Below are 25,461 nucleotides of genomic sequence, written 5' to 3'. Positions count from 1 at the left end.
GCAAGATCAAGCCCGAAGGCGACGGCGAAGTGCAGGAGATGATCGACATCGCCGATTTCGCCGTTGGCCAGAGCCGCATGCTGTACGGCTACACCATGCATTCGGAACGCCCAGGCCATCGCATGTACGAGCAGTATCACCCGCTCGGCATCGTCGGCATCATCAGCGCTTTCAACTTTCCGGTTGCCGTGTGGGCATGGAATGCGATGCTGGCCGCGATCTGCGGCGACATCTGCATCTGGAAGCCATCGCCGAAAACGCCGCTGTCGGCGATTGCCACGATGAAGATCTGCAATGAAGCGCTGAAGGCCGGCGGCTTCCCGGACCTGTTCTTCCTGTTCAACGACGCCGGCACGGAACTGTCGCAGGCGTTCGTCGACGACCATCGCGTTCCGCTGATCAGCTTCACCGGCTCCACCAAGGTGGGCCGTCACGTGGGCGAGCGCGTCGCCAAGCGCATGGGCCGTTCGCTGCTGGAACTGGGCGGCAACAACGCGATCATCGTGGACGCCAGCGCGGACCTGAAACTGGCGATTCCGGCCATCGTGTTCGGCGCCGTCGGCACCGCCGGCCAACGTTGCACCACCACGCGCCGTTTGTTCGTGCATGAGTCGATCATCAACGACGTGACCGACAAGCTGGTTGCCGCGTACAAGCAGGTGGAAGGCAAGATCGGCGATCCCACGCTCGCCACCACGCTGATGGGCCCGCTCAACAGCAAGGATGCGGTAACGGCCTACGTCGCCGCGGTTGAAAAAGCCAAGGCCAGCGGCGGCACGGTGCGCACCGGCGGTGCGGCGCTTGGCGATCGCAAGGGCAACTTCGTGCTACCGACCATCGTCACCGGCTTGAAGAACAGCGATGAGGTGGTACAGACGGAAACCTTCGCACCGATTCTCTACGTAATACCGTTCAAGACGCTCGATGAAGCCATCGAACTGCAGAACAGCGTGCCGCAGGGCCTGTCTTCCTCGATCTTCACGCAAAACTTGAAGACAGCCGAGCAGTATCTGTCGGCAGCGGGTTCGGATTGCGGTATCGCCAACGTCAATATCGGCACCTCGGGTGCGGAAATCGGCGGTGCGTTCGGCGGCGAGAAGGAAACCGGCGGCGGTCGCGAGTCGGGTTCGGATGCGTGGAAGGTGTACATGCGCCGGCAGACCAATACGATCAATTATTCGGATGCGTTGCCGTTGGCGCAGGGGATCAAGTTCGATTTGTAAGATGATGGCATCACACCACCTCTCCCCTCTGGGGGAGGGGCGTGGAATGGGGCGAATGCGCGAGACGCTAACGCTTTCTGCAATCTACACGGCCGTCATTCCCGCGAAAGCGGGAATCCATTGGGCGGGGTATGAAAACGAAGATGGATTCCCGCTTTCGCGGGAATGACGGCCAAGACTATATGCGAGATGAAGCGCCATGACGTCGTCCCCACCCTTCGATTTCCGCAATTACCGCATCGTCATCGCCGGCGGCAGCAAAGGTATCGGTCGCAGCATGGCGCTCGCCTTCGCCGCTTCCGGTGCAGCCGTTTCGATCTGCGCGCGCGGCCAGTCCGCGCTCGATGAAACCGCCAAAAGCATGGCCGCCTACGGCAATCCGGTACATACGCAATCATGCGATCTGGGCGATGCATCCGCCATCGATACCTACATCAACACCGCAACCGAAGCACTCGGCGGCATCGACGTACTGATCAACAACGCCAGCGGCTACGGCTTTGGCGACACCGAAGAAGATTGGGCGGCCGTGTTCAACATCGACATGATGGCGGCGGTGCGTGCCTCGCGCGCTGCATTGCCATTCCTTTCCAAGTCACCGCACGCCAGCATCCTGCACACCAGTTCCATCGCCGCGCTGCACCCGCGCCCGACCATGCCCTCCTACGGCGCCATGAAAGCAGCACTCTCCCACTACACCACCTCGCAAGCCCTGGCGCTCGCCGCACAACGCATACGTGTCAATGCGATTGCGCCGGGCTCCATCGAATTCGAAGGCGGCTTGTGGGATCGCTGCAAGCACGAAGATCCCGCGCGCTATGCCACCGTGCTGTCGAAAATTCCCTTCGGCCGCTACGGCACGCCGGAAGAAGTGGCGCACGCGGCGCTGTTCCTCGCTTCGCCATGGGCCGGCTGGGTGACGGGACAGATTCTGTGCGTCGACGGCGGACAGCAGTTGTCCCGCTAACCAGGAAGGAGAGGAGACCATGAGCGATCTCAACAGCACCGAACGTTTCAGCAACCGGGTTGCCGACTACGTCCGCTACCGCCCCACCTATCCCGAAGCCTTGATCGACTGGCTGCGCAAAGCCCAGGGCGTCACACCCGATTGGCGCGTTGCCGACGTCGGTGCAGGCACGGGTATTTCCAGCAAGCTGTTCCTGGATGCCGGACACACGGTGATCGCCGTGGAACCGAATGCCGCAATGCGCAGCGCGGCGACCGAATGGCTGGGAAGCCACCCCAAATTTCTCGCCGTGGACGGCCGTGCCGATGCCACGAACCTGGACGATGGCAGTGTCGATCTCGTGTCCGTGGCGCAGGCCTTTCATTGGTTCGACCCGCAAAGCACCCGCCGCGAATTCCACCGCATTCTCCGCCCCGATGGCCTGGCAGCCATCTACTGGAACTCGCGCCGCCTTACCGGCACGCCGTTCCTGGAAGGCTACGAAACCTTGCTGCACATCTACGGCACCGACTACACCAGCGTGGCCGAACGCTACGCCGACGAGCCGCGCATGCGCGAATGGTTTGGCGAAGGTTGGCGCGGCACGGCCAGTTTCGATCATCGCCAACTGCTGGATTTCGATGCCTTGCGTGGCCGGCTGATGTCGTCCTCGTATGCGCCCCAGGTTGGCCATCCCAAGCACGAGGCCATGATCGAGGCGCTGCGCCGGCTGTTCGACGCCTGCGCGGTGGACGGTCGGGTAAGCTTCGACTACGACACCCGTGTCTATGTTGGTGAGGTTCCTTGATGTATCGCTGGCTGCGCCCGCTGTTGTTCCAACTTGACGCCGAGACGGCACACGGCCTGACGCTGTATGGCCTGGATGTCGCCTGGCGCAGCGAGCTGATGCGCTTCGTAGCGACGCCACCTGCGGAACTGCCCGTAGAGGTCTTCGGCATCCGCTTTCCCAACCCCGTCGGGCTTGCGGCGGGCTTGGACAAGAACGCCGATCACCTCGATGCACTCGGCGCGCTGGGTTTCGGCTTTGTCGAAGTCGGCACGGTGACGCCGCGCCCGCAGATCGGCAACGATCGCCCGCGCCTGTTTCGCCTGCCGCAGCATGACGCCATCATCAATCGCATGGGCTTCAACAACGGCGGCGTCGATGCACTGGTGCGCAACGTGCAAGCATCCGGCTATCGCGGTGTGCTGGGCATCAACATCGGCAAGAACAAGGACACGCCCAACGAGAAGGCGGTGGACGATTACCTGTTCTGCCTGGAACGCGTCTACGCGCATGCCAGCTACGTCACCGTCAACATCTCCTCGCCCAATACCAAGGGCCTGCGCGACCTGCAGGAAGAAGCCACGCTGCGTCGCTTTATCGAAACCCTGCGCGAAGCGCAGGAGCGGCTGGGTTCGCAACAAGGCAAGCGCAAGCCGATGCTGCTCAAGATCGCGCCCGATCTTTCCGAAACCGAGCTGGACAGCATGGCGGAAGTACTGCTCGCGGCCGGCGTGGATGGCGTGATCTGCACCAACACCACCATCGATCGTACTTCCGTCGCCAGCGATCCACGCGGTAACGAAACCGGCGGCCTATCCGGCAAACCGCTGCGCACGCGCGCCACGGAAGTCGTGCGCGGCATGCGCCAGCGCCTGGGCGATCGTATCGGCATCGTCGGTGTAGGCGGCATTGTCGAAGGCGATGACGCGGTGGAAAAAATCAATGCCGGCGCCAGGCTGGTGCAAATCTATTCTGGCCTGATCTATCGCGGTCCTGAATTGATCGCCGAATGCGTCAACGAAATCCGCCGTCAGCAGGAACGTCCGGATGCACGCTGAACGCGTCGACATGGGCGGCTACACGCTGATCGAAAACGCCTCGCTGCTCACGCGCAACACGCTGCGCGTGGATGCGCGCGCCAAGCTGCTGGCGGAAATACGCGATGCCAGCAAATTGCCGGAGCTGCTCGACTTTCCCGCCATTCGCGCCGGCCGCCTGCTGGTGTTGGGCGAAGGCAGCAACATGCTGCTCACCGGGAATGTCGATGGCACCGTGCTGGCGATGGAAACACGCGGCGTGCATGTCGAACAGGAAGGCGGCCTTACCCGCATCGCCGTCGCCGCGGGCGAGCGCTGGGATGATTTCGTGCGCTGGACGCTCGGCCAGGGTTTTGCCAGCCTGGAAAACCTGATTCTTATCCCGGGCACCGTCGGTGCGGCGCCGATCCAGAACATCGGCGCCTACGGCACCGAAGTCGCCGAATTCATCGAAAGCGTGGAAGCCTGGGATCGCATCGAGCGGCGTGTCCTCACGCTGGATCGCGCAGCCTGCGCGTTCGGCTATCGCGATTCGCTGTTCAAGCACGAGCCGGATCGCTTCATCGTCACCGCCGTGCGCTTTGCTCTGCCTCGCCAGCATGCGCTGCGCCTTGATTACGCCGGCATCCGCGAAGAACTGGAACGCATGGGGGTGAGCAACCCCGCGCCATTCCACGTGGCCGAAGCGGTGGTGCATCTGCGCACGCGCAAGCTGCCTGATCCGGCCTTGATCGGCAATGCCGGCAGCTTCTTCAAGAACCCCATCATCGATGCTGCGCAAGGCGAAGCATTGAAACGCGACTATCCCGAACTCGTCGCATGGCCCAGCAAAGATGCGCACTGGAAACTTTCCGCCGCATGGCTGATTGAAACCGCCGGTTTCAAAGGCATGCGCGAAGGCGATGCCGGCATCTCCAACCGCCATGCGCTGGTGCTGGTCAATCACGGCAAGGCCACCGGCCCGGAGCTTTGGGCATTCGCACAACGCGTGATCGAAGGCGTGCAGGCGCGCTTTGGCGTACGGCTGGAACCGGAGCCCGTAGTTATCGGCTAACCGCGTAACCGCATGGCCGTCATTCCCGCGAAAGCGGGAATCCATCTTCGCTTTTGCACCAGAGCAAATGGATTCCCGCTTTCGCGGGAATGACGGCCATACAAAGCTGGAATGAAATCCCAGCATCAGAAAGCCGGGATTACAATCTCGACATCTTTACAGAAACGAAAGCAATCCTTTGGCAACATGCGTTCCTCGCCACCGAGGAGCCGCGTCATGAGCATTCGCAATGTTGCCGACGTCCTGGTCGAAACACTGGCACAGGCTGGAGTGAAACGCATCCACGGGCTGGTCGGCGACAGCCTCAACGGCATCACCGAATCGCTGCGACGTCGCAAGGACATGCAATGGATCCATTACCGGCATGAAGAATCGGCCGCCTTCGGCGCCGGTGCGGAATCGCAATTGACCGGCCAGCTGGCTGTTTGTGCCGGCTCGTGTGGACCCGGCAATCTGCACCTTATCAATGGCCTGTTCGATGCGCACCGCTCACGCACACCGGTGCTGGCGATTGCGGCACACATCCCTTCCACTGAAATCGGCAGCGGTTATTTCCAGGAAACGCATCCGCAAAACCTGTTCCAGGAATGCAGCCACTATTGCGAGCTGATCAGCAGCGCCTCGCAGATCCATCACGCGACCGCCACGGCGATACGCGCGGCAGTCGGCCAACGAGGCGTGTCCGTGCTGGTGATTCCCGGCGACGTAGCACTTAGCGAAGCCAGCGGTCCGGTACTGGCGAGTGCAGGCCTGCTGCCTGCACCACCGAAAATCATTCCGCCGGATGCGCAACTGGATCAACTCGCTGCCTTGCTCGGCAGCGGCCGCAAGGTGACGCTGTTTTGCGGACGCGGTTGCGTCGGCGCGCATGATGCCCTGATCCGCCTGGCCGAAATGCTCAAGGCCCCGGTAGTGCACGCACTGGGCGGCAAGGAACATGTGGAATGGGATAACCCCTATGACGTGGGCATGACCGGCCTGATTGGCTTCAGCTCCGGCTACGAAGCGATGATGAATTGCGACACCTTGCTGCTGCTCGGCACGGATTTTCCGTACCGCCAGTTCTTTCCGGAAGACGCCAAGATTTGCCAGATCGATCTGCGCGCAGAAAACCTAGGCCGTCGCTGCCGCCTGGATCTTGGTTTGGTTGGCGACGTCGGCGACACCATCGAGGCGCTGCTGCCGCGCCTCAAAGCCGCCACCGACGACAATCACCTGAAGAACAGCCTGCAGCTTTACAAGAAAGCGCGCGAAGGCTTGAACGATCTCGCTACCGGCAAGGCCGGGAGCAAACCGATCCATCCGCAATATGTCGCTAAAGTGGTCAGCGATCTCGCCAGTGAGGACGCCGTGTTCACCTGCGACGTCGGTACGCCCACCATCTGGGCCGCACGCTATTTGAAGATGAACGGCAAACGACGCCTGCTCGGCTCCTTCGTGCATGGCTCGATGGCGAATGCGATGCCGCAAGCCATCGGTGCGCAGACGGCTTTTGCCAATCGGCAGATCGTCAGCTTGTCCGGCGACGGCGGCTTTTCCATGCTGATGGGCGACATCCTCACCCTGGTGCAGCACCAGCTGCCGGTAAAGATCGTGGTGTTCAACAATGGCACGCTGGGGTTCGTGGAATTGGAAATGAAGTCCTCCGGATTTCTCCCCACAGGCGTATCGCTAGATAACCCGGATTTCTCCGCGCTCGCGCGCGCAACAGGCATCTACGGCGTACGCGTGGAAGATCCCGGCGATCTCGAAGGCGCCGTACGCGATGCCTTCGCCCATAACGGCCCAGCATTGATCGACGTGGTGACGAACCGGCAGGAACTGTCCATGCCGCCGAAAATTCAGCTGGAACAGATGAAGGGGTTCAGCCTCTGGGCGTTACGCACGGTGATGAATGGCCGCGGCGATGAATTGATCGAGCTGGCGCGCAGCAATCTACGCCGCTGACGACGCCGTGGTGGGCAGGGATGAAATCCTAACATCGTGAACCTTGGGGAGGCTGGGATTTCATCCCAGCCTATGCAGAACCTTTTTCACGACGTCCCTGCACATCCTGACATGCAGCAAAAACGTCACCGCAAAATACGCAACACCATACGTCGACAACACAAACGCGGCCGTCAAAATCGGCCCCCACCCAGGCATGAAATACTCGACCGCACACGCGATCAACGCCGCCGCCACCGCTGCCGCCCATAACTTGGCCATCATCGACACGGCCACCCCCGTATGGCCCAGCTTGCGATTCATCTTCCTGCGCAACAGATGAAACTCGACCCAGCCCGCCACACCCGCCGAGGCAGTCAATCCGACCGCGCCCCACTGCATGGGAATGCCCAGCAGCTTCGGCACCAACAATGCGCTGCCCAAACCTAGCACTACCGTAAAGACAAGCCGCACCAGTGCATAGCGCAATGGCGTGCGGGTATCGCGCATCGCGTAATAGGTGGATGAATACAGCCGCCCAAAGGTGGATGCCAGCAGACCTACGCCGGAGCCTGCCAGGATCGCCCACACGTAATACGAATCCTTGGCGGTAAACGCACCGGATTGATAAAGCGCCGCAACGATCACGTTCCCCAAGGCGAAAAACGCCATCGCGGACGGCACGATAAAAAAAGCGATTCGCTCCAGGCCATTGTTCAAGCGCGCGGAGAGCTTTGCGGCGACTTCCTCGTCCACATGATCGCCAGCCATGCGTGACAGCGTAGGCAGTTCCGAAGCGGAAATCGCCATGCCGAACAGGCTTACCGGCAGCAGGTTAATCGATGCCGCGGTGGTCATGCCTGCTACGGCGCCGCTGCCAAGCAAGGTCGAAATGGCCTGATCGACAAAAGCGCTGATCTGCACCACGCCACGCCCGATCACCACATTCATGAAACTGCCGCTCACCTGCTTCACGTGCAGGCTTTTTAGATCCAGGCGCAAGCGCAAGTTCGGCACCAGCTTCAACACCGGCCCAAGCTGCACCAGGAACTGCAGCAGGCATCCCAGCACCGTGCCCCATGCCAGATACACGATCAGCCGATTCGCATCCAGGTGATGGAACACCAGCATGGTCAGGATCATGGAAAGATTCCAGATCACCGGCGCGGCATACGAAAGAAAAAACTTGTGATGGCTGTTGAGTATCCCCAGGCACCACGCCGACCACACCAGGATGCCGGTACCCGGAAACAGGATGCGCACGAGCAAAATGGTCAGCTCGCGCTTCTCGCCGGTGTAGCCCGGCGCGATCAGCCAGAGAAGATACGGCGTGGCAAGGATGCCCAGTGCGACGATCACGGAAATGATCAACGCCAAAATCGCAAAGATCGCCCCAGCCAGACGGTCGGCATCCTCCTGCTTATGCTGCGCCAGCAACCGCGCATAGACCGGAATGAAGGACGCCGAAAGCACGCCCTCCCCAAACAGGTTCTGCAAGAAATTCGGCACGCGCAACGCGGCGCTGAAAATATCCGCTGCGTCGGAAAGGCCGAAGAAATGGGAGAACACCCGCTGCCGCACCAAGCCGAACAGGCGGCTGCAAAGAATGCCTGCACCGACCAGCAAGGCATGGCCGCGGCCTGCGTCTTTCGTCATGGTTCTAGAAGTTGCTTGGGAAACGGCAAGGGTAGCATTGCAGTAGGCAACGCGTAGGTTGGGGTGAGGCGTAGCCGAACCCCAACATGGCCATCAACCGGGCATGTTGGGGTTCGCGTTCGCTCACCCCAACCTACATTGAGCTATCAGCGGCGAGCCTTCGACAGCAAACGCAGCAATTCCATATACAACCACACCAGCGTGACCATCAGCGCAAACGCGCCGTACCACTCCATGTACTTCGGTGCACCGGCCTCGGCAGCGCGATCGATCATGTCGAAATCCAGCACCAGATTGAGCGCCGCCAGGCCGACCACCAGCAGGCTGAAGCCAATGCCGATGGCACCGGTTTCATGGATGAAGGGAATCTGGATATGCGTGAAAGCACGCAGCGCCATGTCCACCACATACAGCAGCGCAATGCCGCCGGTAGCAGCCACCACGCCCAGGCGAAACTTGTCCGTGACCTTGATCCAGCCGGAACGATAGGCCACCAGCATCACCGCCAGCACGCCGACTGTCAGCATCACCGCTTGCAGCACGATGCCGGGGAAGCGTAGGTTCATCACCGCCGAAATACCGCCAAGCGCGAAGCCTTCCGCTATCGCATACAACGGCGCAGTGACACCCGCCCAGCGCTGCACGAACGTGGTTACCAGCGCCAGCACCAGGCCAACAAGCAAACCGCCCCACATGAAGGGGCTGATCGCCGCCAGCGCAGCATCCAGATTGCCGCCTCCGGCTGCAACATCAGCAAAACGCTGCCATGTCCAACCACCGGTGATCACCGCCAGCACCAGCAACAATGCCGTGCGCGTCACCGTGCCATTCAAGGTCATGCGCTCGCCGGTGACAGGCAAGCCTTGGAAGGCTTTTTCACGCAGTACAGGATTTCCGGATGCCATACGTGCTCCTCGTTGAAACTATCGACTACGAAAAACCGATCTTACGTAGGCCGGGATGACAATCCCAGCTTTCTATGAATTCGTGATACCGGGATCGGCATCCCTGCCTACTTTGGCGGCTCATCGACCACCACATAGTGCCGCTCGCCGCGTTGCGCATCGAAGTAAACCGCGGTGAGCTGCCCGCTCCCCGGATCGACGAAACGCTCGCCCGTATCCTTCCACCGCGGATCGGGACCACCGTGCAACAAGGGCTTATAACGCCAGCGCTCGATCGCCAACCCCACCACCAGCAGCAAGCCGCCGAAGATCAACTGTGGCAGCAAGGCCACCATCACGCCAGTCAGGACGGCTATGCCCGCGCCTAGCAGCATCAGGCCGCCGATCACGTACAGGATTATGGGCAGCATGGCTCAGGTCGGCGGATCGAGCACCACGGCGGTGCCGTAGGCGACGATCTCGCTCATCGTTTGGCCGATTTCCGCCGAGTCGAAGCGCATCATCACCACCGCGTTGGCGCCCATCGCCTTGGCGTTGGTGACCAGGCGATCCAGCGCGTGGCGGCGCGCTTCCTCCAGCATCTGCGTGTATTCGTGGATTTCGCCGCCGACGATGGAACGCAGGCCCGCGACGAAGTTGCCGCCGATGCCACGGCTGCGCACCACCACACCGAATACCTGTCCCTTCACCTGGACCACCTGATGGCCCGGAACATTCTCGGTCGTCACCACCAACATGGCTTTGCTCCTTTCTCGGGGAAACCTGCGTGTATGCACGATACTCCGTCTTCTGCCGCCGCGCGCGTACCTCATGTCCCGTACCTGCGTGCGATGTTGGACTCCGCGATCCGCGCATCCAACATCAAGCGCGCCAGCCTGCACGTGCGTCTTCCGTGGGCACTATGGCACCATCCGGCGGTCTATCGCTGTCCTCAATAAGGAATCCGAACATGATGTCGAGCCCTTTCAAGACGTTGGCATGGAGCGTGTTGCTTGGCGCGGGCCTGGTGAGCGCCAGCCTTCCGGCACGCGCCGATGCCCCTGCGACGTCCAAGGCCGTGGTCAACGACAGCAATGTGTTGCGCACCACGCTCGACAATGGCTTGCGCGTGGTCATCGTGCGCGAAACGCTTTCGCCCATGGTGACCACGCAGATCACCTATCTCGCCGGTGGCTACCAGACGCCGGAGGGCTTCCCCGGCACGGCGCATGCGCTGGAGCACATGATGTTCCGCGACAGCAAGGGCATGACTGGCGCGCAACTCAATGAAATGACCGGCAAGATGGGCGCTGACAACAACGCCTTCACCACCAACGACGCCACGCAGTACTACTTCGTGGCACCGTCCAATTACCTGGATCTGCTGCTGCACATCGAATCGACCCGCATGGACGGTGCGCTGCTCAGCCAGCAGGATTGGGAGCGCGAACGCGGCGCGATCGAGCAGGAAGTGTCACGCGACATTTCGCAGCCGGAATTCCTGGCCTTCCAGAAGGCCGAAAGCATTCTGTACGCAGGCACCGGCTACGCGGAAGACCCACTCGGCACGCGCTCCTCTTTCGGCAAGACCACCGCAGCAGATTTGCAGGCGTTCTACAGGACCTGGTATGCACCCAACAATGCGTTGCTGGTGATCGTAGGCGACGTCAATCCGCAGCAGACGCTGGCCAAGGTGCAGCAACTGTTCGGCAAGATTCCCACGCGCGCCCTGCCTGACCATCAGCCGGTGAAACTGCAACCGGTGAAGCCGCAAACCATCGCGTCCACCACGCCGCGCGGCACGGGCGCCGTGCAATTCATGTATCGCATGCCCGGCATGATGGACAAGGACAACGCCGCCGCGCAGGTGCTGCTGGATGTGCTCACCAACGCGCGCAGCTCGCTCTCGCAACTGGCCGTGCAAGGCAAGGTGCTCAGCGCCAGCGCCCAGCTGCAGCCTTTCAGCCATGGCGGCATTGGCGTGATCGAGGTTGGCTTTCCCAAGGGTGGCGATGCCAAACAGGCGCAAACCGACCTGGACGGCGTGATCGATGATCTGCTGAAAAACGGGGTGCCGGCCGGCCTGGTCGAAGCATCGAAGCAGGCCGAAATCGCACAAGCCGAATTCAACAAGAACAGCGCGGTGACGCTCGCCAGCGCCTGGTCGCAGGCGATCGCCTGGATGGGCTTGAGCACGCCGGAAGAAGCGGAAGACCAGATCCGGCAAGTCACCGTCGCCGACGTGAACCGCGTCGCCCGCCAGTACCTGAAACCGGACGAGCGCGTGACCGTGGTGCTCACGCCCAGCGAAAACGGCCAGCGTCCGCCGGATAGCGGTGGCTTCGGCGGTTCGGAATCCTTCAACAGCAACGAAAAGCTGGATGCGCCGCTGCCCGAATGGGCCGCGCAAAAGCTGAGCAAGCTGGAGATGCCGCGCTGGACGCTATCGCCGGTGGACATGAAGCTCGACAACGGCATCCGCCTGATCGTGCAGCCATCGAACATCAGCAAGACGGTGACGGTGGTCGGCCATATCGACAACAACCCGAAGTTGCAGGAACCCGCCGGCAAGGAAGGCGTGGCACGCCTGCTGGATTCGCTGTTCGATTACGGCAGCATCACGCTGGATCGCGATGCCTATCACAAGGCGCTGGATGATATTTCTGCCAACGAAAGCGGCGGCACCGATTTCGGCGTGGCCGCGCTGAGCGATCATTTCGACCGCGCCATGCAATTGCTGGCCGACAACGAACTTCACCCGGCCCTGCCGCAACAAGGCTTTGCCGTACAGCAGGAAACGCTGGCGCGCGCACTTGCCGGCGAGATGCAATCACCGCAATACAAGATGATGAAAGCACTACGCGCTGGCCTGCTGCCTGCTGGCGACCCCGACCTGCGCCTGCCCACGCCCGAGACCATCGGCGCGTTGAAGTTGCAGGACGTGAAGGACTATTTCGCCAAGACGTATCGTCCTGACCTCGCCACCATCGTGGTGGTCGGCAACGTCACGCCTGAGCAAGCCAAGGCCACGGTGGAACGCTACTTTGGCCAATGGAAAGCGGAAGGCGCCAAGCCCGACGTGATTTCCAAACCAGTGCCGGTGAATCCTGCCGGTTACGCGGTGATCGAGAACTCCTATGCCTCGCAGGACCAGGTACTGATGGGCCAGATGCTCGATCTCAACATGCACAACCCGGATCGCTACGCGCTGCAACTGGGCAACAACGTATTGGGCGGCAATGGCTTTGCCTCTCGGCTGATGACCGACATCCGCGTGAAGCACGGCTACGCGTACGGCGCCGGTTCCGGCATGCAGTTCAATCGCTCGCGCTCGGTTTTCTTCGTGCAGTACGGCAGCGATCCGGACAAGGTGGCGCCGGTCAACGCACTGATCCGCCAGAACCTGGTCCGGATGCAGACCACGCCGATCAAGCAGAGCGAATTGGACAATGCCCGCCAGTACGAAATCCGCTCCATTCCGGTAGGCGTATCCAGCATCAACAACATCGCGCGCGCATTGCTCAATTGGGCATGGCACGACGAACCGCTGGACCAGCCGATGATTGCCGCCAAGCACTACCTAACGCTCACTCCCGGGCAGGTGCAGGCGGCGTTCAAGAAGTATTTGAAGCCGGAGAACCTGATGCAGGTGGTGCAGGGGCCGACGCCGGCGAAGCATTGATTGGGCGAAGCCACGCGATTCGTAAGCTGGGATGACAATCCCAGCTTCACGAAGCGCAAGAAGAGCATCGAGCCAGTACGTCGTCGCGAACTTGCATGTATCTCGATTGAGATACAAAATAGCCTCCAAATTTATTGGGAGGCATCCGCCATGGCCACGCACACCTCAATGCTGCACGTTCGCATTGACGACGATCTTAAGAATGCCGCTACAGAAAAATTGGCCAGTTTCGGCTTGACCATCTCGGATGCGGTGCGCATTCTGCTCACCCGCGTCGTCAAAGAAGGTGCGTTGCCTGCGGCACTTACAGCTGATCAAGAAGCCTACGATTCCTGGTTTCGCGAGAAGGTTCAACAAGCACTTGCCGACAGTCGACCGTCACACTCCCACAAGCGCGTCATGGATGAAGCTCAAGCACTGATAGACAGGAAGCGTCGTGCCCGAAGTTGAATGGAAGGATTCTGCCCGCGCTGATCTTTTGGAGATCATCGATTACGTCTCCGACGACAACCCGGAAGCTGCGCAAAAACTGAAGGACGACATCGAAGCGAAGACCGAAAAATTATCTTCTCATCCAAAAATTTGCCGACAAGGACGGATTACCGGCACTCGAGAAATGGTGGTCCACAAAAACTATATTGTGATCTATACCGAAAGCGTTGGAACGATATCCATTCTGCGCGTACTGCATGCCGCACGTTCCTGGCCAAATTCTTGAGCATCTAGTTTTTTGCACGCTGGCGCTTCTCCAAATCCGGCAAAAACACTGCCAGCGCGCCGATCAACGGCAAGTACGCGCACAGCGAATACACGTAGTCGATACCATGTGCATCGGCCACTCGCCCGAGCACCGCGGCGCCGATGCCGCCCATGCCGAACGCGAAGCCGAAGAACAAGCCGGAGATCATGCCTACGCGTCCTGGAATCAATTCCTGCGCGTAAACCAGGATCGCCGAAAACGCCGACGACAGAATCAAGCCGATCACCACCGACAGCACGCCGGTCCAGAACAGATTGGCATGCGGCAGGGCCAGCGTGAATGGCGCCACGCCGAGGATCGAGACCCAGATCACCCACTTGCGCCCGATGCGGTCACCCACTGGCCCGCCAATCAGGGAACCGGCCGCCACCGCGAACAGAAACACGAACAGATGCATCTGCGCCGCTTGCACCGACAAGCCAAAGGTGTGGATCAGGTAAAACGTGAAATAGCTGCTGATACTAGCGAGATAGAAATACTTGGAGAAGATCAACAAGCCAAGAATCAGCAGGCACACGAACACCTTGTTGCGACTGAGCGCTTCGCCCGCAACGTGCCGCGCCACGTTGTGGCGCGCAACGTAGTGCAGGCGATACCAACGCCCCACTTGCAGCAACACCACCATCGCCAGCAGCGCCGCCAGCGAAAACCACGCCACGCTGCCGCGCCCGTGCGGCACGATGATCCACGCCGCCAGCAGCGGCCCCAGCGATGAACCGGTGTTGCCGCCCACCTGGAACAGCGATTGCGCCAGGCCGTGCTGCCCGCCTGAAGCCAGGCGCGCCACGCGCGAGGACTCCGGATGGAACACGGATGAGCCCGTCCCTACCAACGCCGCCGCCACCAGCAGCACTGCGAAATTCGGCGCGGTGGCCAGCAGTAGCAAACCGCACAAGGTGAAGCCCATGCCGACCGGCAGGGAGTAAGGCATCGGCTTGCGATCGGTCACCATGCCGACCAGTGGCTGCAGCAACGAGGCCGTCACTTGATACGTCAGCGTGATCAGGCCCACTTGCGTAAAGCTGAGGTGGAAACCGCTTTTCAACAGCGGATAGATCGCAAGGATCAACGACTGGATCATGTCGTTGAGCAGGTGCGAAAAACTGATCGCACCCAGGATGGTGTAGTCCGTGCGCGGCGCGGTCGACGGCAGCGAAACCGGTTCGGCGGAGTTCTGCATGGAGCCCTCGGGGATGGGCAGCGGGCAACATTGCCCGGCTGTGCATGCCACCTTAAAGTAGCCGCCTGCGGCCTGCATGCACTATCGGGTCAATTTCTATCGTTTTTGGGCCAAACGGGAGGCGGCGTGCGCAACACCCGCGTGATCGGCTACGAAGACACGCCCCGCGACGTGGTCGCTACCGGCAACGACTACGCTGCCGGCCTGTCGCTACCCAGCCATCGGCATAAACGCGGGCAATGCCTGTATGCGGTCACCGGCGTGCTCACCGTCACCACCAGCGAAGGCAGCTGGGTGGTGCCACCTTATCGCGCGCTGTGGATTCCGGCGGGCGTCACCCATGCGGTGCATATGGGCGGCCTCACCAGTACGCGCAGCGCTTACGTGCTTCCCGCTGTGGCAGCCAAGGCGGGCTTGCCCGCGCGCTGCACGGTAGTCAGCATCTCGCCTCTGCTGCACGCACTGCTGTCCGAAGCGGTGGACCTGCCCGCCGAATATGAACTGGGCAGCCGCGACGATGACTTGATGCGCCTGCTGGTGACCGAACTCGCCCGGATGCCCGCCCTCCCCCTCAATACCCCCATGCCGCGGGAGCCCAGGCTCGCGCAGCTGTGCCGGGCGCTGCTCGCATCGCCTTCGCTGGATGTGGATATCGATCTCATGGCCGGGAAAGCCGGCATGAGCCGCCGCAGCTTTACCCGCCTGTTCCGCGAGCAGACCGGCATGAGCTTCAGCGACTGGCGCCACCAGGCCTGCCTGATGGCCGCCCTGGCGCGCCTTGGGCGCGGGCAGGCGGTCACACGCGTGGCGATGGAGCTGGGCTACAGCAGCACCAGCGCCTTCACGGCTGCATTCCGGCGCACGCTGGGGGCGGCACCCAGTCATTACATGCTGTCCGGCAGCACTTCCTGACGGGAGACAACGCGCCCTTGGCGCGACGTATGTCATAACCGTGTCAACAGCTTCCCGCACCATGGCAGGGTCGTGGCATGCTGCAAGGTGTCCCGCGCACCCGCCACGAGATCGATGCATCGTTCGATGAGCAAACGCCCCAACGAAGACGCCATGTCCGCCGCCCCCCTGCCTGCGCCAGGTGTGGCGGAGGCCAGTCCTGCAGTCGATCTCAACGACAAAACGCACTATATCCATCGCGAACTGTCGCAGTTGCAATTCAATAATCGCGTGCTGGAGCAAGCGCTGGACGAGCGCACGCCGCTGCTGGAGCGCCTGAAGTTCCTGCTGATTTTTTCCAGCAACATGGATGAGTTCTTCGAAATCCGCGTCGCCGGCCTGAAAAGCCAGCTGGCTTTCGGCCACGAAATCGTCGGGCCGGACGGCATCACCCCCAAGCAAGCGCTGACCGAAATCAGCGATATCGCGCATCGCCAGATCACACGCCAATACACCATCCTCAACGAACGTCTGCTGCCGGAACTGGATCGCCACGGCATCCGCATCGTGCGCCGCGAGAACTGGTCGTCCGCGCAGAAACGCTGGGTGCAGCGTTATTTCCGCCAGGAAGTGGCGCCGATGATGACGCCGATCGGCCTCGATCCCACCCATCCGTTTCCGCTGCTGGTCAACAAGAGCCTCAATTTCATCGTCGAGCTGGAAGGCGTGGATGCCTTCGGCCGCGACTCGGGCCTGGCCATCTTGCCGGCGCCGCGCGTGCTTCCGCGCATCATGCGCTTGCCGGATGAGATATGCGAAGGCGGCGAGAACTACGTGCTGCTGTCGTCGATCATCCATGCCCATGCGGAGGAATTGTTCCCCGGCATGGAAGTGCGCGGCTGCTATCAGTTCCGCCTGACGCGCAACGCCGATCTCACCATCGATCCGGAGGAAATGGACGACCTCGCCCGCGCGCTGCGCGGCGAGTTGTTCTCGCGCCGCTTCGGCGATGCGGTGCGGCTGGAGGTGGCAGACAACTGCCCGAAGAAACTCACCGATTACTTGCTCAAACAGTTCGGCCTGACCGAAGCGGAGCTGTATGAAGTCAACGGGCCGGTGAACCTCACGCGCCTGTTCGGCATCGTCACTCGCAGCCAGAGCCCACACCTGCAATACCTGCCGTTCGTACCGGCGATCCCTAAGGCGCTGAAGAAAGCCGAAGACCTGTTCCAGGTGATCAACAAGCAGGACGTGCTGCTGCTGCACCCCTATGAATCGTTCGCACCGGTGGTGGACTTGCTGCGCCAGGCGGCGAAGGATCCGGACGTGCTCACCATCGAGCAAACGCTGTACCGCACCGGCGCCAATTCGGAAATCGTGGATGCGTTGGTGGAAGCCGCGCGCGCCGGCAAGGAAGTGATCGCCGTGGTGGAACTGCGCGCGCGCTTCGATGAGGAGTCCAACCTGAGTCTTGCCCAGCGCCTGCAGCAGGCCGGCGCGGTGGTGATCTACGGCGTGGTGGACGTCAAGACGCACGCCAAGATGGTGCTGATCCAGCGCCGCGAAGGCCAGAAACTGCAGCGCTACGCGCACCTGGGCACCGGCAATTACCACAGCGGCACCGCGCGCCTGTATACGGATTACAGCCTGCTTACGTCCGACCCGGCGCTGTGCGAAGACGTACACAAGCTCTTCAGCCAGCTCACCGGCATGGGCAAGCTGCTGAAGATGAAAAAGCTGCTGCATGCTCCGTTTACGCTAAAAAAGTCTTTGCTCGATTTGATCGCGCGCGAAACGGCACATGCCGAAGCGGGCAAGCCGGCGCACATGATCATCAAGATCAATGCGCTCACCGATGCGAAGATGATCCGTGCACTGTACAAGGCCAGCATCGCCGGTGTGAAAGTGGACCTGCTGGTGCGCGGCATGTGCTGCTTGCGCCCGGGCCTTCCGGGTGTTTCGCACAACATCCGCGTGCGTTCGATCGTCGGCCGCTTCCTGGAACACAGCCGCGTGTACTGGTTCGCCAATGCCGGCGAAGAACGCATGTACCTGGCCAGTGCCGACATGATGGAACGCAACCTGGATCGCCGCGTCGAAACCGGCTTTCCGATCGAGGATAAAAAGCTGCGCCAGCGTATCCGCAAGGAGCTGGAGCTTTACCTCACCGATAACACTACGACATGGGAATTGCATACCGACGGCAACTATTCGCGGCTGCAGCCGGGCGATGGGCAGGCAGCGCACGACGTGCAGCAGCAGCTGCTGGAGAAGTATTGTGGCGTCGGGGCGCCGGCAGCGCCGTGACGCGTAGGTTGGGGTGAGCGGAACGCGAACCCCAACCCACGTGCCACTGACCCGTCATTCCGGCGAAGGCCGGAATCCAGTTAAATACGTCGTGCGAAGCACACAAAGCCTTTATGAGGTGCTGCGCACGCCACTTTTCATTGGATTCCGGCCTTCGCCGGAATGACGGTGTAGAGGTCACGCATGCACATGCCGCTTCACCCACTCCACATACCGATCAACAAAGCCCTGCAAGAATTTCTTCGTACTCTCCACCCCGATATTCCCCTCATCATCGATCAGGCCATCGCTGAATTTGAGGAACACCTCAGGCTGCCCCATCAGCGGCACGTCCAGATACGCCAGCACATTGCGCAGATGCTGCTGCGACAACGCCGTGCCTGTCGCGCCCACCGATATGCCGATCACCCCGCCGGGCTTGTTGGCGAAGGCACTTGAGCCATACGGGCGCGAGGCAATGTCGATGGCGTTCTTCAACACGCCCGGAATCGAGCGGTTGTATTCCGGCGTCACGAACAACAGCGCGTCGGCCGCCTTGATCTGCGCCTTCAACTGTTGGCAGACCGGTGGGTAATCGCTATCGAAATCCTGGTTGTACAGCGGCAGGTTGTCGATGCGCACGTGCTCGAACGACAGTTCCGGCGGCGCCAACCGTTCCACCGCCTTCGCCAGTTTGCGATTGATGGAGTCTTTGCGCAGGCTGCCGACCAGCACCGCTACCTTGATTGCGGACATGCCATTCTCCTTCGAGAGCCGTTCCCGCCAGGGGATGGTTGGAACATGCCGCGCTGCCGGGCAACTTGGCGTGAAATAGCGACGGGATGACGCAGCCATGCTCTCTGGCACATGTCCTGCATACCCTGCACCCTTGAGGCTTTTATTACGCCGCAGAATGGCGGTACCGTTCAACACCAGGGAATCGATCATTCCGCAACGGGCAAGGGAATCAGCAGGCCGCAGAACCTGCCAATGGCCGCTGCGGCATTCGGCGTAAAGAAGCGGAAGCACGATTCACTTCATGGTGTGGGGGATGAAGTGTCAGGGGAGGCGTTGCGCAAACTGGGCAGCGAACGCAGGTGGCTGCTGGCCGCCTCGCCGGTGCTTTGGCTGCTGTGGTTTTCGCTGGCGACGGCCGGCGCAAAAAGCACACCTCTGCGCGGCGCTTGGCACGAGGTGACGCGGGGCGACACACCCGCCTCCATCCTGGCCGCGTTCGGGCAAGGTGCGCTCAGCCCTTTCAATCCGTCCCTGCTGCATCGGTTTGCGCGCGATGCGCTCGGCAGCTGGGTGGTATTGCAGCCGGAAGCCGGGGATGTGGACGAAGAGCGCGTGCTGTCGATCTACCCTGCCCCGCTCGGCACCGTCACGCTCTACGACAAGCAAGGGCCCATCCATAGCTACGCCATGAACGACGCCGGCGATGACCTGCATGGCCATGGACGGCTGGCCATCCGCCTGGCTGCCGGCACGGCATCCTCGGCGCCGATCCTGCTGAAGCTGGAACACAGCAGCAGCCTTGCCGCGCCGGAACGCTTCGAACTGCAAGGCCTGGAGGACTTCCTGCTGCAGGATTCCGACTGGCTCGCTTTTGCGACGGCATGCCTGGCCGTGATGGTGGCGATGGCGCTGATGGCGTTGTGTTTTGCCGTGATGCTGCATGACATGACCTTCGCCTGGTACACCGGCTACATGCTTTGCTATGTGGTGGTGCAAGGTATACAGACCGGCTTTCTGTTTCACCCGCTTGGTCTCAGTTGGCTGGCCGGTTCGGAATTGCTGGTGGGCGCCTCGGCGACGGCGTTGTCGGTATCGTTCGCTTCGCTGTTCATCAGCCGCTTCTGCGACGTGCAGCGTTACGCACCCGCATTGAGCGTACCGGTGGTGGCGCTGGGTTTTGCCATGCCGCTGATCGTGCTGCTGCGCTGCACCGGCATCGAGCCGCTGGTGGTGATGGCGCAAACGCTGGTGAATCCGGTTCTTATCCTGGGTGCCTTGCTGCTGCTCGTCACGGCCTTGGCGGCTGGCGCCAGAGGTTCACGCCAGGCGTGGTTCTTCCTGGCCGGCTGGACGCCGCTGCTGGTGCTCACCGCCATGACCAGCGCGCAGACCACCGGCGCGCTGCGGAGCCTGGACTGGCTCAATGACGCCAGCATCGGCATGGGCGCGTTCGAGGCCATCGTACTGTCGCTGGGCCTGGCCGATCGCGCGCTGACCATGCGGCGCGATCGCGACCAGGTGCGCGTACTGGCCGATCACGACGCGCTTACCAACATCCTCAACCGCCGCGCATGGACCGAAGCGGCCAATCGCATGCTGGCCACGAACACGGAACGCTCCATCGCGATGCTGTTCCTGGATCTGGACCACTTCAAGACGCTCAACGACCTGCAAGGCCACGCCGCCGGCGATCGTGCGCTGGTTGCCGTGGCCGAAGTGCTCAGCAACGAGCTTCGTCCCACCGATCTGCTGGGCCGCTACGGCGGCGAAGAATTCGTGGCGATGTTGCACGACGTGAACCAGGAACAGGCCATGCACGTGGCGACACGCTTATGCCGGCGCGTGCATCGGATGGAAATTCCGGTGAACTTGAACGATCTGCGCTTGAGCGTGAGCATCGGGCTGGCGATGCGAAGTGCCGGCGACACGCTGGAATCGCTGATCGAACGTGCGGACCAGGCGATGTATTACGTGAAGCTGCATGGGCGCAACCAGGTGCACGCGTATGAGCGGCGCGCGGAGATATACGGGCAGCGATCGCGGGCGCGCTCGCAACAGGATCCGCCGCGCTGAATCAGCGCCGTCGCAGGCCGGGATGAAATCCCAGCATCGCCAACTTGATGGAATGCCGGGATTTCATCCCGGCTGCGACGAGCACGATCATGCATTACCGGGCAGCGAGCTTCCTGGCCGCCGCGACGACGTCTGCATCGCCCGGCAAAACAAGGAACGCCGCACCGGCCAGCGGCGTATAGGTATCCGCACCCACCACACGCTCCAGCGGCGTGCTGCCGAAACCCGCTTCCATCACGGCGGTGATGATGCCCTCGCCCACACCCGCGCTCTTGCGGCCTTCATCCAGCACCAGGATGCGCTTCGCACTCTTCGCCTGCTCGGCGATGAAGGCATCGTTGAGCGGCGCCAGCCAGCGCAAATCCACCACGCGCACCTTCCAGCCGAGTTCCTGCCCGATCGTGCGCGCCGAGCGCAACGCCATCGGCACGCCGTTGCCGAAGGTGAAGATCACCAGGTCATTGGCGTCCGCGGTATAGATGCGGCCCTCGCCCAGCGGCATCGCCTCACCGGGTGCCGGATAGGCGAACTGCCATTGGCCGTCCCCTGCCTCATACAGGTCTTTGGTCATGTACAAGGCAATCGGCTCCAGAAAGGCGCACACGCGACCGTCGATTTTCGCCAGCGCCATCAGCGTGCGCAGCATGGTCGCCGCATCATCGCCACGGCTTGGGCAACCCACGACGAGCCCCGGTATATCGCGCAAGGCCGCGATCGAGTTGTCGTTGTGAAAATGGCCACCGAAACCGCGCTGATAACCCAGCGACGCCACACGCATCACCAGCGGATTGCGGTACTGGCCGTTGGAGAAGAACTGCAGCGAGGCCGCTTCGCCGCGGATCTGGTCGCAAGCATTGTGGAAGTACGCCAGATACTGGATCTCCGGGATCGGCAGCATGCCCATGTTGGCGTAGCCCTGCGCCAGGCCAAGGATCACCGTCTCGTCCAGCAGCGTGTTGAACACGCGATTGCCCTTGAACGCTTTGTGCAAACCCTTGGTGACGGTATACACGCCGCCCTTCTGCGCGACGTCCTCGCCGAACAGCAACGACTCGGGATATTTCGCCATCAGGTCATGCAAGGCATGGTTGATCTGGATGGCCAGATGACGCGGCGGCTGCTTCTCCGGCAGCTTGTCTTCGCTGCCGAACACGGCGACGCGCTTGTCGTTGTAGTCGGCGCGCTCGGCTTCGGCCTTCACCGCATCCGGCGTGTAGGGTGCGAGCGGCGCCATCACCTCGTCCAGCGTCTGCAGCCGTGGCCGGCGATCGGCTTCTTCAGCAGCTTCGAAACAGCGTGTGCGAATGCTGTCGTTCAAGGCCAGCAATTCGTCCTTACTATACAAGCCCGACTCCAGCGCAATCGCCGCGGAACGCAGCAGCGGATCGGAGGCTTCCACCGCAACCAGCTCTTCGATGCTGCGCCACTCGATTTCGAAATCGGTACCGGCATGGCCCATGATGCGCGTGGTCTTCAAATGCAGAAACGTCGGACGGCGCGTTTCGCGGCAATGATCCACCGCACGCTGCACTTGTTCGTAGCCGCTCGCCAGATCCAGGCCGTCGGCAAAGAAGTAATCCAGGTCAGGACGATGCTGGAAATTGTTCGCTACCCAGCCGCTGGGCGTCTTTACCGAAATGCCGATGCCGTTGTCTTCGCAGACGAACAATATCGGTGCGGGCAATTTTTGATACGCCGTCCATGCGGCCGCATTGAAAGCTGTTTGCGCCGTGGCGTGATTGCTCGATGCGTCGCCGAACGAACAGATCGCAATGGAATCATTCGGTATCGGCAGCGCATGACCGATGCGGCGCGCCTGCTCGATGGCGATGGCGGTGCCAAAGGCTTTCGGCAAATGCGAGGCGATGGTGGAAGTCTGCGGCAGGACCCACAGCGGCTTGCTGCCCCACACTTTGTGGCGGCCGCCGGAAGCCGGATCTTCCTTGCTGGCGGCGAACGACAGCGCCGAATCCATGATCGGATCCATGCCCGGCAGCTTGCGGAAGCGCTCCGCCATGAAGCCGCCGGAGCGGTAATGCAGGAAGGCCGGATCGGTATGCCGCGTAAGGCGCGCCACCATCGCGTTGCCTTCGTGACCGGAACTGCCGATGGTGTAGAACACTTTGTTCTGCACGCGCAGCACGCGCGCCATCAGGTCGAGATGGCGCGAGATCAGCTGCGATTCCAACAGTTCACGGAAGGCCCGTGCGTCCAGTGAACTGCCGGGCAGAACGGCGTCGTTGTCGTTCGGCCGAGCGTGGACATTGCCTCGCCATAGCTGCACGAACTCGGTGAAGTTCTGATCGACGATCTCGGCGCGGTTGAAGCCCTTGTGGCGGGCGGCAATGGGTGTGGCGGACATGGCGAAGGTTCTCTAACGATGATCGGTTGGCGCGCCATGGCACAAGGCGCGCAGCAGCTCGGCGCGCGCCAGGTCTTTCGGGCGGCCGAAGCGTTTCAAAATGCGAATGTGTTCATCGCGCGACGGGATGGCGACGGCGATGTCGGCAATCGTGAAGTGCACGGTGTCTTTCGGACTCAACGCCATGGCAGTCAACGATCACGATGGCCACAACAGGTGGCGTTTGCAGGTTGCAGTTGAACGGGTGGACATTTGACCGAACCGTACGAGCAGAACACGCAACAATCGCCAGTCTTGGGACGAAGCAGCACCTGGCAGTTCGGGCAGTCATGGAAAAACACACAGGCGTCGAGCGGCATGGTTTCCTCGCTGGAGAAACCACAGTGCGGACAAGTAAGCGTGGACTGGAGCATGACGCCACTTATCCCTGTTTTGTCTCCGCCATCATTCATCGCCGTTGCAACCATTCTTCCCGCGTCTGGCCCCAGATTTCGACGCGCACGTCCTGATAGGGTTCCGGCAGATTCGAGTGCCGCTGGAACCGCGAACCCAAACGCTTGGCCAGCGCAATCGAAGGCTGGTTGTCGGAGTTGATGGAATGGATGACTTCGCTCCATCCCAGATGCTCGAACGACCAGTCCATGATGGCCGCCGCGCCTTCGTAGGCGTAGCCCTTGCCCCATGCATCGCGCACCAATGCCCAGCCCACTTCGTTGCCGGGCCATCCGTCCGGATACCACGGGCCGAGCCGGCCGATCCAGCGGCCGGTGGATTTCTCGAGTACGGAAAACATCGAGAAGCCCTGGATCATCCAGGCACCGGCGAGCGAGAGAAAACCGCGCCATGCGACCGGACGCGATTGCACGCCGCCAATGAAGCGCGCCGCATCGGGATCGGCCATGTTGGCGGCGTACGCATCGAAATCTTCGTGGATCGGCGGACGCAGGATCAGGCGTTCGGTTTCGATGATGCGGATATCGTGGATCGACACGGTTGACTCCGAAGCTGTCGCGATACGCTTCCAGGGCCGTCATTCCCGCGAAGGGGGAATCCATCTCGAGCATGTCGCAAGAGCAACATGGATTCCCGCTTTCACGGGAATGACGGCAGTCGGGATCAGAATGCGTTGATGCCAGTCAGCTCTCGACCCACCACCAGCTGATGCACGGTCTCGGTGCCTTCATAGGTAATCACCGATTCCAGATTCAACGCATGGCGAATCGCGGAGTGCTCCACGGTAATGCCGGCACCGCCGAGCACATCGCGGCATTCGCGCGCGATATCCAGCGCCATGCGCACGTTGTTCCACTTCGCCAGCGACACCTGGGTGGGTTCCATCTTGCCGGCGTCTTTCAAGCGGCCGAGCTGCAACGACAACAATTGCGCGGTGGTGATGCGACGAGCCATGTCGGCCAGCTTCAACTGGATCGCCTGGTTTGCGGCCAGCGGGCGGCCGAACAGCACGCGTTCCTGCGTGTAGTCGATCACTTCCTTCAAGCAGGCCTGCGCGGCACCGATCGGGCCCCAGGTGATGCCATAGCGCGCCTGCGTAAGGCAGCCGAGCGGGCCCTTCAAGCCTTTCACGTTCGGCAGGCGCTGGGCGTCGGGCACGCGCACGTTGTCGAAGAACAGCGCGGATGTTACGGACGCGCGCAAGCTCATCTTCTTGTGTACTTCCTGTGCGGTGAAACCCTTGGTATCGGTCGGCACGATAAAGCCCTGGATGCCGTCTTCGGTCTGCGCCCACACGATGGCGATGTGCGCGAGGTTGCCGTTGGTGATCCACATCTTGGCGCCGTTGATGATCCAATCGCCGCCATCCTTCTTGGCGTTGGTCTTCATGTTGGCCGGATCGGAGCCGCCGTGCGGTTCGGTCAAGCCGAAGCAGCCGATGATTTCGCCCGCCGCCATCTTGGGCAGATACTGCATCTTCTGCGCTTCGCTGCCGTAGGCGTAGATGGGATACATGCACAGCG

The 25,461-nt window shown here is 61.6% G+C and carries 23 protein-coding genes; 12 read left to right on the top strand and 11 right to left on the bottom strand.

Annotated elements, in window-relative coordinates:
- The 6 genes from V7M64_RS19050 to poxB all read left to right on the top strand — a co-directional run.
- The coding region (locus V7M64_RS19050) for an aldehyde dehydrogenase family protein (protein ID WP_333681347.1) at positions 1-1,223 on the top strand (1,223 nt) is incomplete at its 5' end.
- Between the two features lie 199 nt (positions 1,224-1,422).
- Positions 1,423-2,190 (top strand): SDR family oxidoreductase, encoded by a 768-nt coding sequence (locus tag V7M64_RS19045; protein WP_333681345.1) that lies wholly within the window; start codon positions 1,423-1,425, stop codon positions 2,188-2,190.
- 19 nt (positions 2,191-2,209) lie between these two features.
- Positions 2,210-2,977 (top strand): class I SAM-dependent methyltransferase, encoded by a 768-nt coding sequence (locus V7M64_RS19040; RefSeq protein ID WP_333681343.1) that lies wholly within the window; start codon positions 2,210-2,212, stop codon positions 2,975-2,977.
- The gene (locus tag V7M64_RS19035) at positions 2,977-4,014 is read left to right on the top strand and encodes a quinone-dependent dihydroorotate dehydrogenase (protein WP_333681341.1); all 1,038 of its coding nucleotides are present in this window, start codon (positions 2,977-2,979) and stop codon (positions 4,012-4,014) included. The genes V7M64_RS19040 and V7M64_RS19035 overlap by 1 nt, the downstream gene beginning before the upstream one ends.
- A gap of 10 nt (positions 4,015-4,024) precedes the next feature.
- Positions 4,025-5,047, top strand: a complete 1,023-nt coding sequence (murB, locus tag V7M64_RS19030) for a UDP-N-acetylmuramate dehydrogenase (RefSeq protein ID WP_333681349.1) — start codon at positions 4,025-4,027, stop codon at positions 5,045-5,047.
- 216 nt (positions 5,048-5,263) lie between these two features.
- On the top strand, positions 5,264-6,994 hold the full coding sequence (gene poxB, locus V7M64_RS19025) for a ubiquinone-dependent pyruvate dehydrogenase (protein WP_333681339.1): 1,731 nt from the start codon (positions 5,264-5,266) through the stop codon (positions 6,992-6,994).
- A gap of 60 nt (positions 6,995-7,054) precedes the next feature.
- Here the strand turns inward: poxB and murJ are convergent, their stop codons facing one another.
- The 4 genes from murJ to V7M64_RS19005 form a co-directional block, all read right to left on the bottom strand.
- Positions 7,055-8,629: a murein biosynthesis integral membrane protein MurJ gene (murJ, locus tag V7M64_RS19020; RefSeq protein WP_333681337.1), complete on the bottom strand. Its 1,575-nt coding sequence runs from the start codon at positions 8,627-8,629 to the stop codon at positions 7,055-7,057.
- Positions 8,630-8,775: 146 nt separating this feature from the next.
- Positions 8,776-9,534, bottom strand: a complete 759-nt coding sequence (locus V7M64_RS19015) for a Bax inhibitor-1/YccA family protein (RefSeq protein ID WP_333681335.1) — start codon at positions 9,532-9,534, stop codon at positions 8,776-8,778.
- Positions 9,535-9,641: 107 nt separating this feature from the next.
- A complete protein-coding gene (locus V7M64_RS19010) occupies positions 9,642-9,944 on the bottom strand; it encodes a hypothetical protein (protein ID WP_333681333.1) in 303 nt (100 codons plus the stop codon).
- Between the two features lie 3 nt (positions 9,945-9,947).
- Positions 9,948-10,271 (bottom strand): YbjQ family protein, encoded by a 324-nt coding sequence (locus V7M64_RS19005; protein WP_324146891.1) that lies wholly within the window; start codon positions 10,269-10,271, stop codon positions 9,948-9,950.
- A 212-nt stretch (positions 10,272-10,483) separates the two neighbouring features.
- On the opposite strand from V7M64_RS19005, the gene V7M64_RS19000 reads away from it, so the two are divergent.
- The 3 genes from V7M64_RS19000 (at position 10,484) to V7M64_RS18990 (ending at position 13,913) form a co-directional block, all read left to right on the top strand.
- Complete coding sequence (locus tag V7M64_RS19000) at positions 10,484-13,195, top strand: pitrilysin family protein (protein ID WP_333681330.1); 2,712 nt, start codon at positions 10,484-10,486, stop codon at positions 13,193-13,195.
- A gap of 150 nt (positions 13,196-13,345) precedes the next feature.
- The gene (locus V7M64_RS18995) at positions 13,346-13,645 is read left to right on the top strand and encodes a type II toxin-antitoxin system RelB/DinJ family antitoxin (RefSeq protein ID WP_333681328.1); all 300 of its coding nucleotides are present in this window, start codon (positions 13,346-13,348) and stop codon (positions 13,643-13,645) included.
- Complete coding sequence (locus tag V7M64_RS18990) at positions 13,632-13,913, top strand: type II toxin-antitoxin system RelE/ParE family toxin (RefSeq protein ID WP_333681326.1); 282 nt, start codon at positions 13,632-13,634, stop codon at positions 13,911-13,913. The genes V7M64_RS18995 and V7M64_RS18990 overlap by 14 nt, the downstream gene beginning before the upstream one ends.
- Before the next feature lie 4 nt (positions 13,914-13,917).
- Here the strand turns inward: V7M64_RS18990 and V7M64_RS18985 are convergent, their stop codons facing one another.
- On the bottom strand, positions 13,918-15,135 hold the full coding sequence (locus V7M64_RS18985; RefSeq protein WP_333681324.1) for an MFS transporter: 1,218 nt from the start codon (positions 15,133-15,135) through the stop codon (positions 13,918-13,920).
- Positions 15,136-15,261: 126 nt separating this feature from the next.
- On the opposite strand from V7M64_RS18985, the gene V7M64_RS18980 reads away from it, so the two are divergent.
- Positions 15,262-16,047: a helix-turn-helix transcriptional regulator gene (locus tag V7M64_RS18980; protein ID WP_333681322.1), complete on the top strand. Its 786-nt coding sequence runs from the start codon at positions 15,262-15,264 to the stop codon at positions 16,045-16,047.
- A 126-nt stretch (positions 16,048-16,173) separates the two neighbouring features.
- Positions 16,174-18,333, top strand: coding sequence for a polyphosphate kinase 1 (gene ppk1, locus V7M64_RS18975; RefSeq protein ID WP_333681320.1), 2,160 nt, complete (start codon positions 16,174-16,176; stop codon positions 18,331-18,333).
- Positions 18,334-18,510: 177 nt separating this feature from the next.
- On the opposite strand, the gene V7M64_RS18970 is transcribed toward ppk1, so the two are convergent.
- Complete coding sequence (locus V7M64_RS18970; protein ID WP_333681318.1) at positions 18,511-19,068, bottom strand: NAD(P)H-dependent oxidoreductase; 558 nt, start codon at positions 19,066-19,068, stop codon at positions 18,511-18,513.
- Between the two features lie 315 nt (positions 19,069-19,383).
- Here V7M64_RS18970 and V7M64_RS18965 point away from each other — a divergent pair, with 315 nt between their 5' ends.
- Complete coding sequence (locus V7M64_RS18965; protein ID WP_333681317.1) at positions 19,384-21,123, top strand: diguanylate cyclase; 1,740 nt, start codon at positions 19,384-19,386, stop codon at positions 21,121-21,123.
- A 94-nt stretch (positions 21,124-21,217) separates the two neighbouring features.
- Here the strand turns inward: V7M64_RS18965 and V7M64_RS18960 are convergent, their stop codons facing one another.
- The 5 genes from V7M64_RS18960 to V7M64_RS18940 form a co-directional block, all read right to left on the bottom strand.
- Entirely contained in the window at positions 21,218-23,485 is a 2,268-nt protein-coding gene (locus V7M64_RS18960) for a thiamine pyrophosphate-dependent enzyme (protein WP_333681315.1), read from the bottom strand.
- Between the two features lie 12 nt (positions 23,486-23,497).
- A complete protein-coding gene (locus tag V7M64_RS18955; protein WP_333681314.1) occupies positions 23,498-23,671 on the bottom strand; it encodes a hypothetical protein in 174 nt (57 codons plus the stop codon).
- A gap of 5 nt (positions 23,672-23,676) precedes the next feature.
- A complete protein-coding gene (locus V7M64_RS18950; RefSeq protein ID WP_345786368.1) occupies positions 23,677-23,910 on the bottom strand; it encodes a GDCCVxC domain-containing (seleno)protein in 234 nt (77 codons plus the stop codon).
- Between the two features lie 23 nt (positions 23,911-23,933).
- Entirely contained in the window at positions 23,934-24,476 is a 543-nt protein-coding gene (locus V7M64_RS18945) for a GNAT family N-acetyltransferase (RefSeq protein WP_333681310.1), read from the bottom strand.
- 125 nt (positions 24,477-24,601) lie between these two features.
- Positions 24,602-25,461: acyl-CoA dehydrogenase family protein (locus V7M64_RS18940; protein ID WP_333681309.1), on the bottom strand; the 860-nt coding region annotated here is incomplete at its 5' end.

It is taken from the genome of Dyella sp. (assembly GCF_036746095.1).
Classification (GTDB): Bacteria; Pseudomonadota; Gammaproteobacteria; order Xanthomonadales; family Rhodanobacteraceae; genus Dyella_B.
The sequence above is the reverse complement of the archived record's forward strand: the minus strand, read 5'-3'. Positions and strand labels throughout refer to the sequence as shown.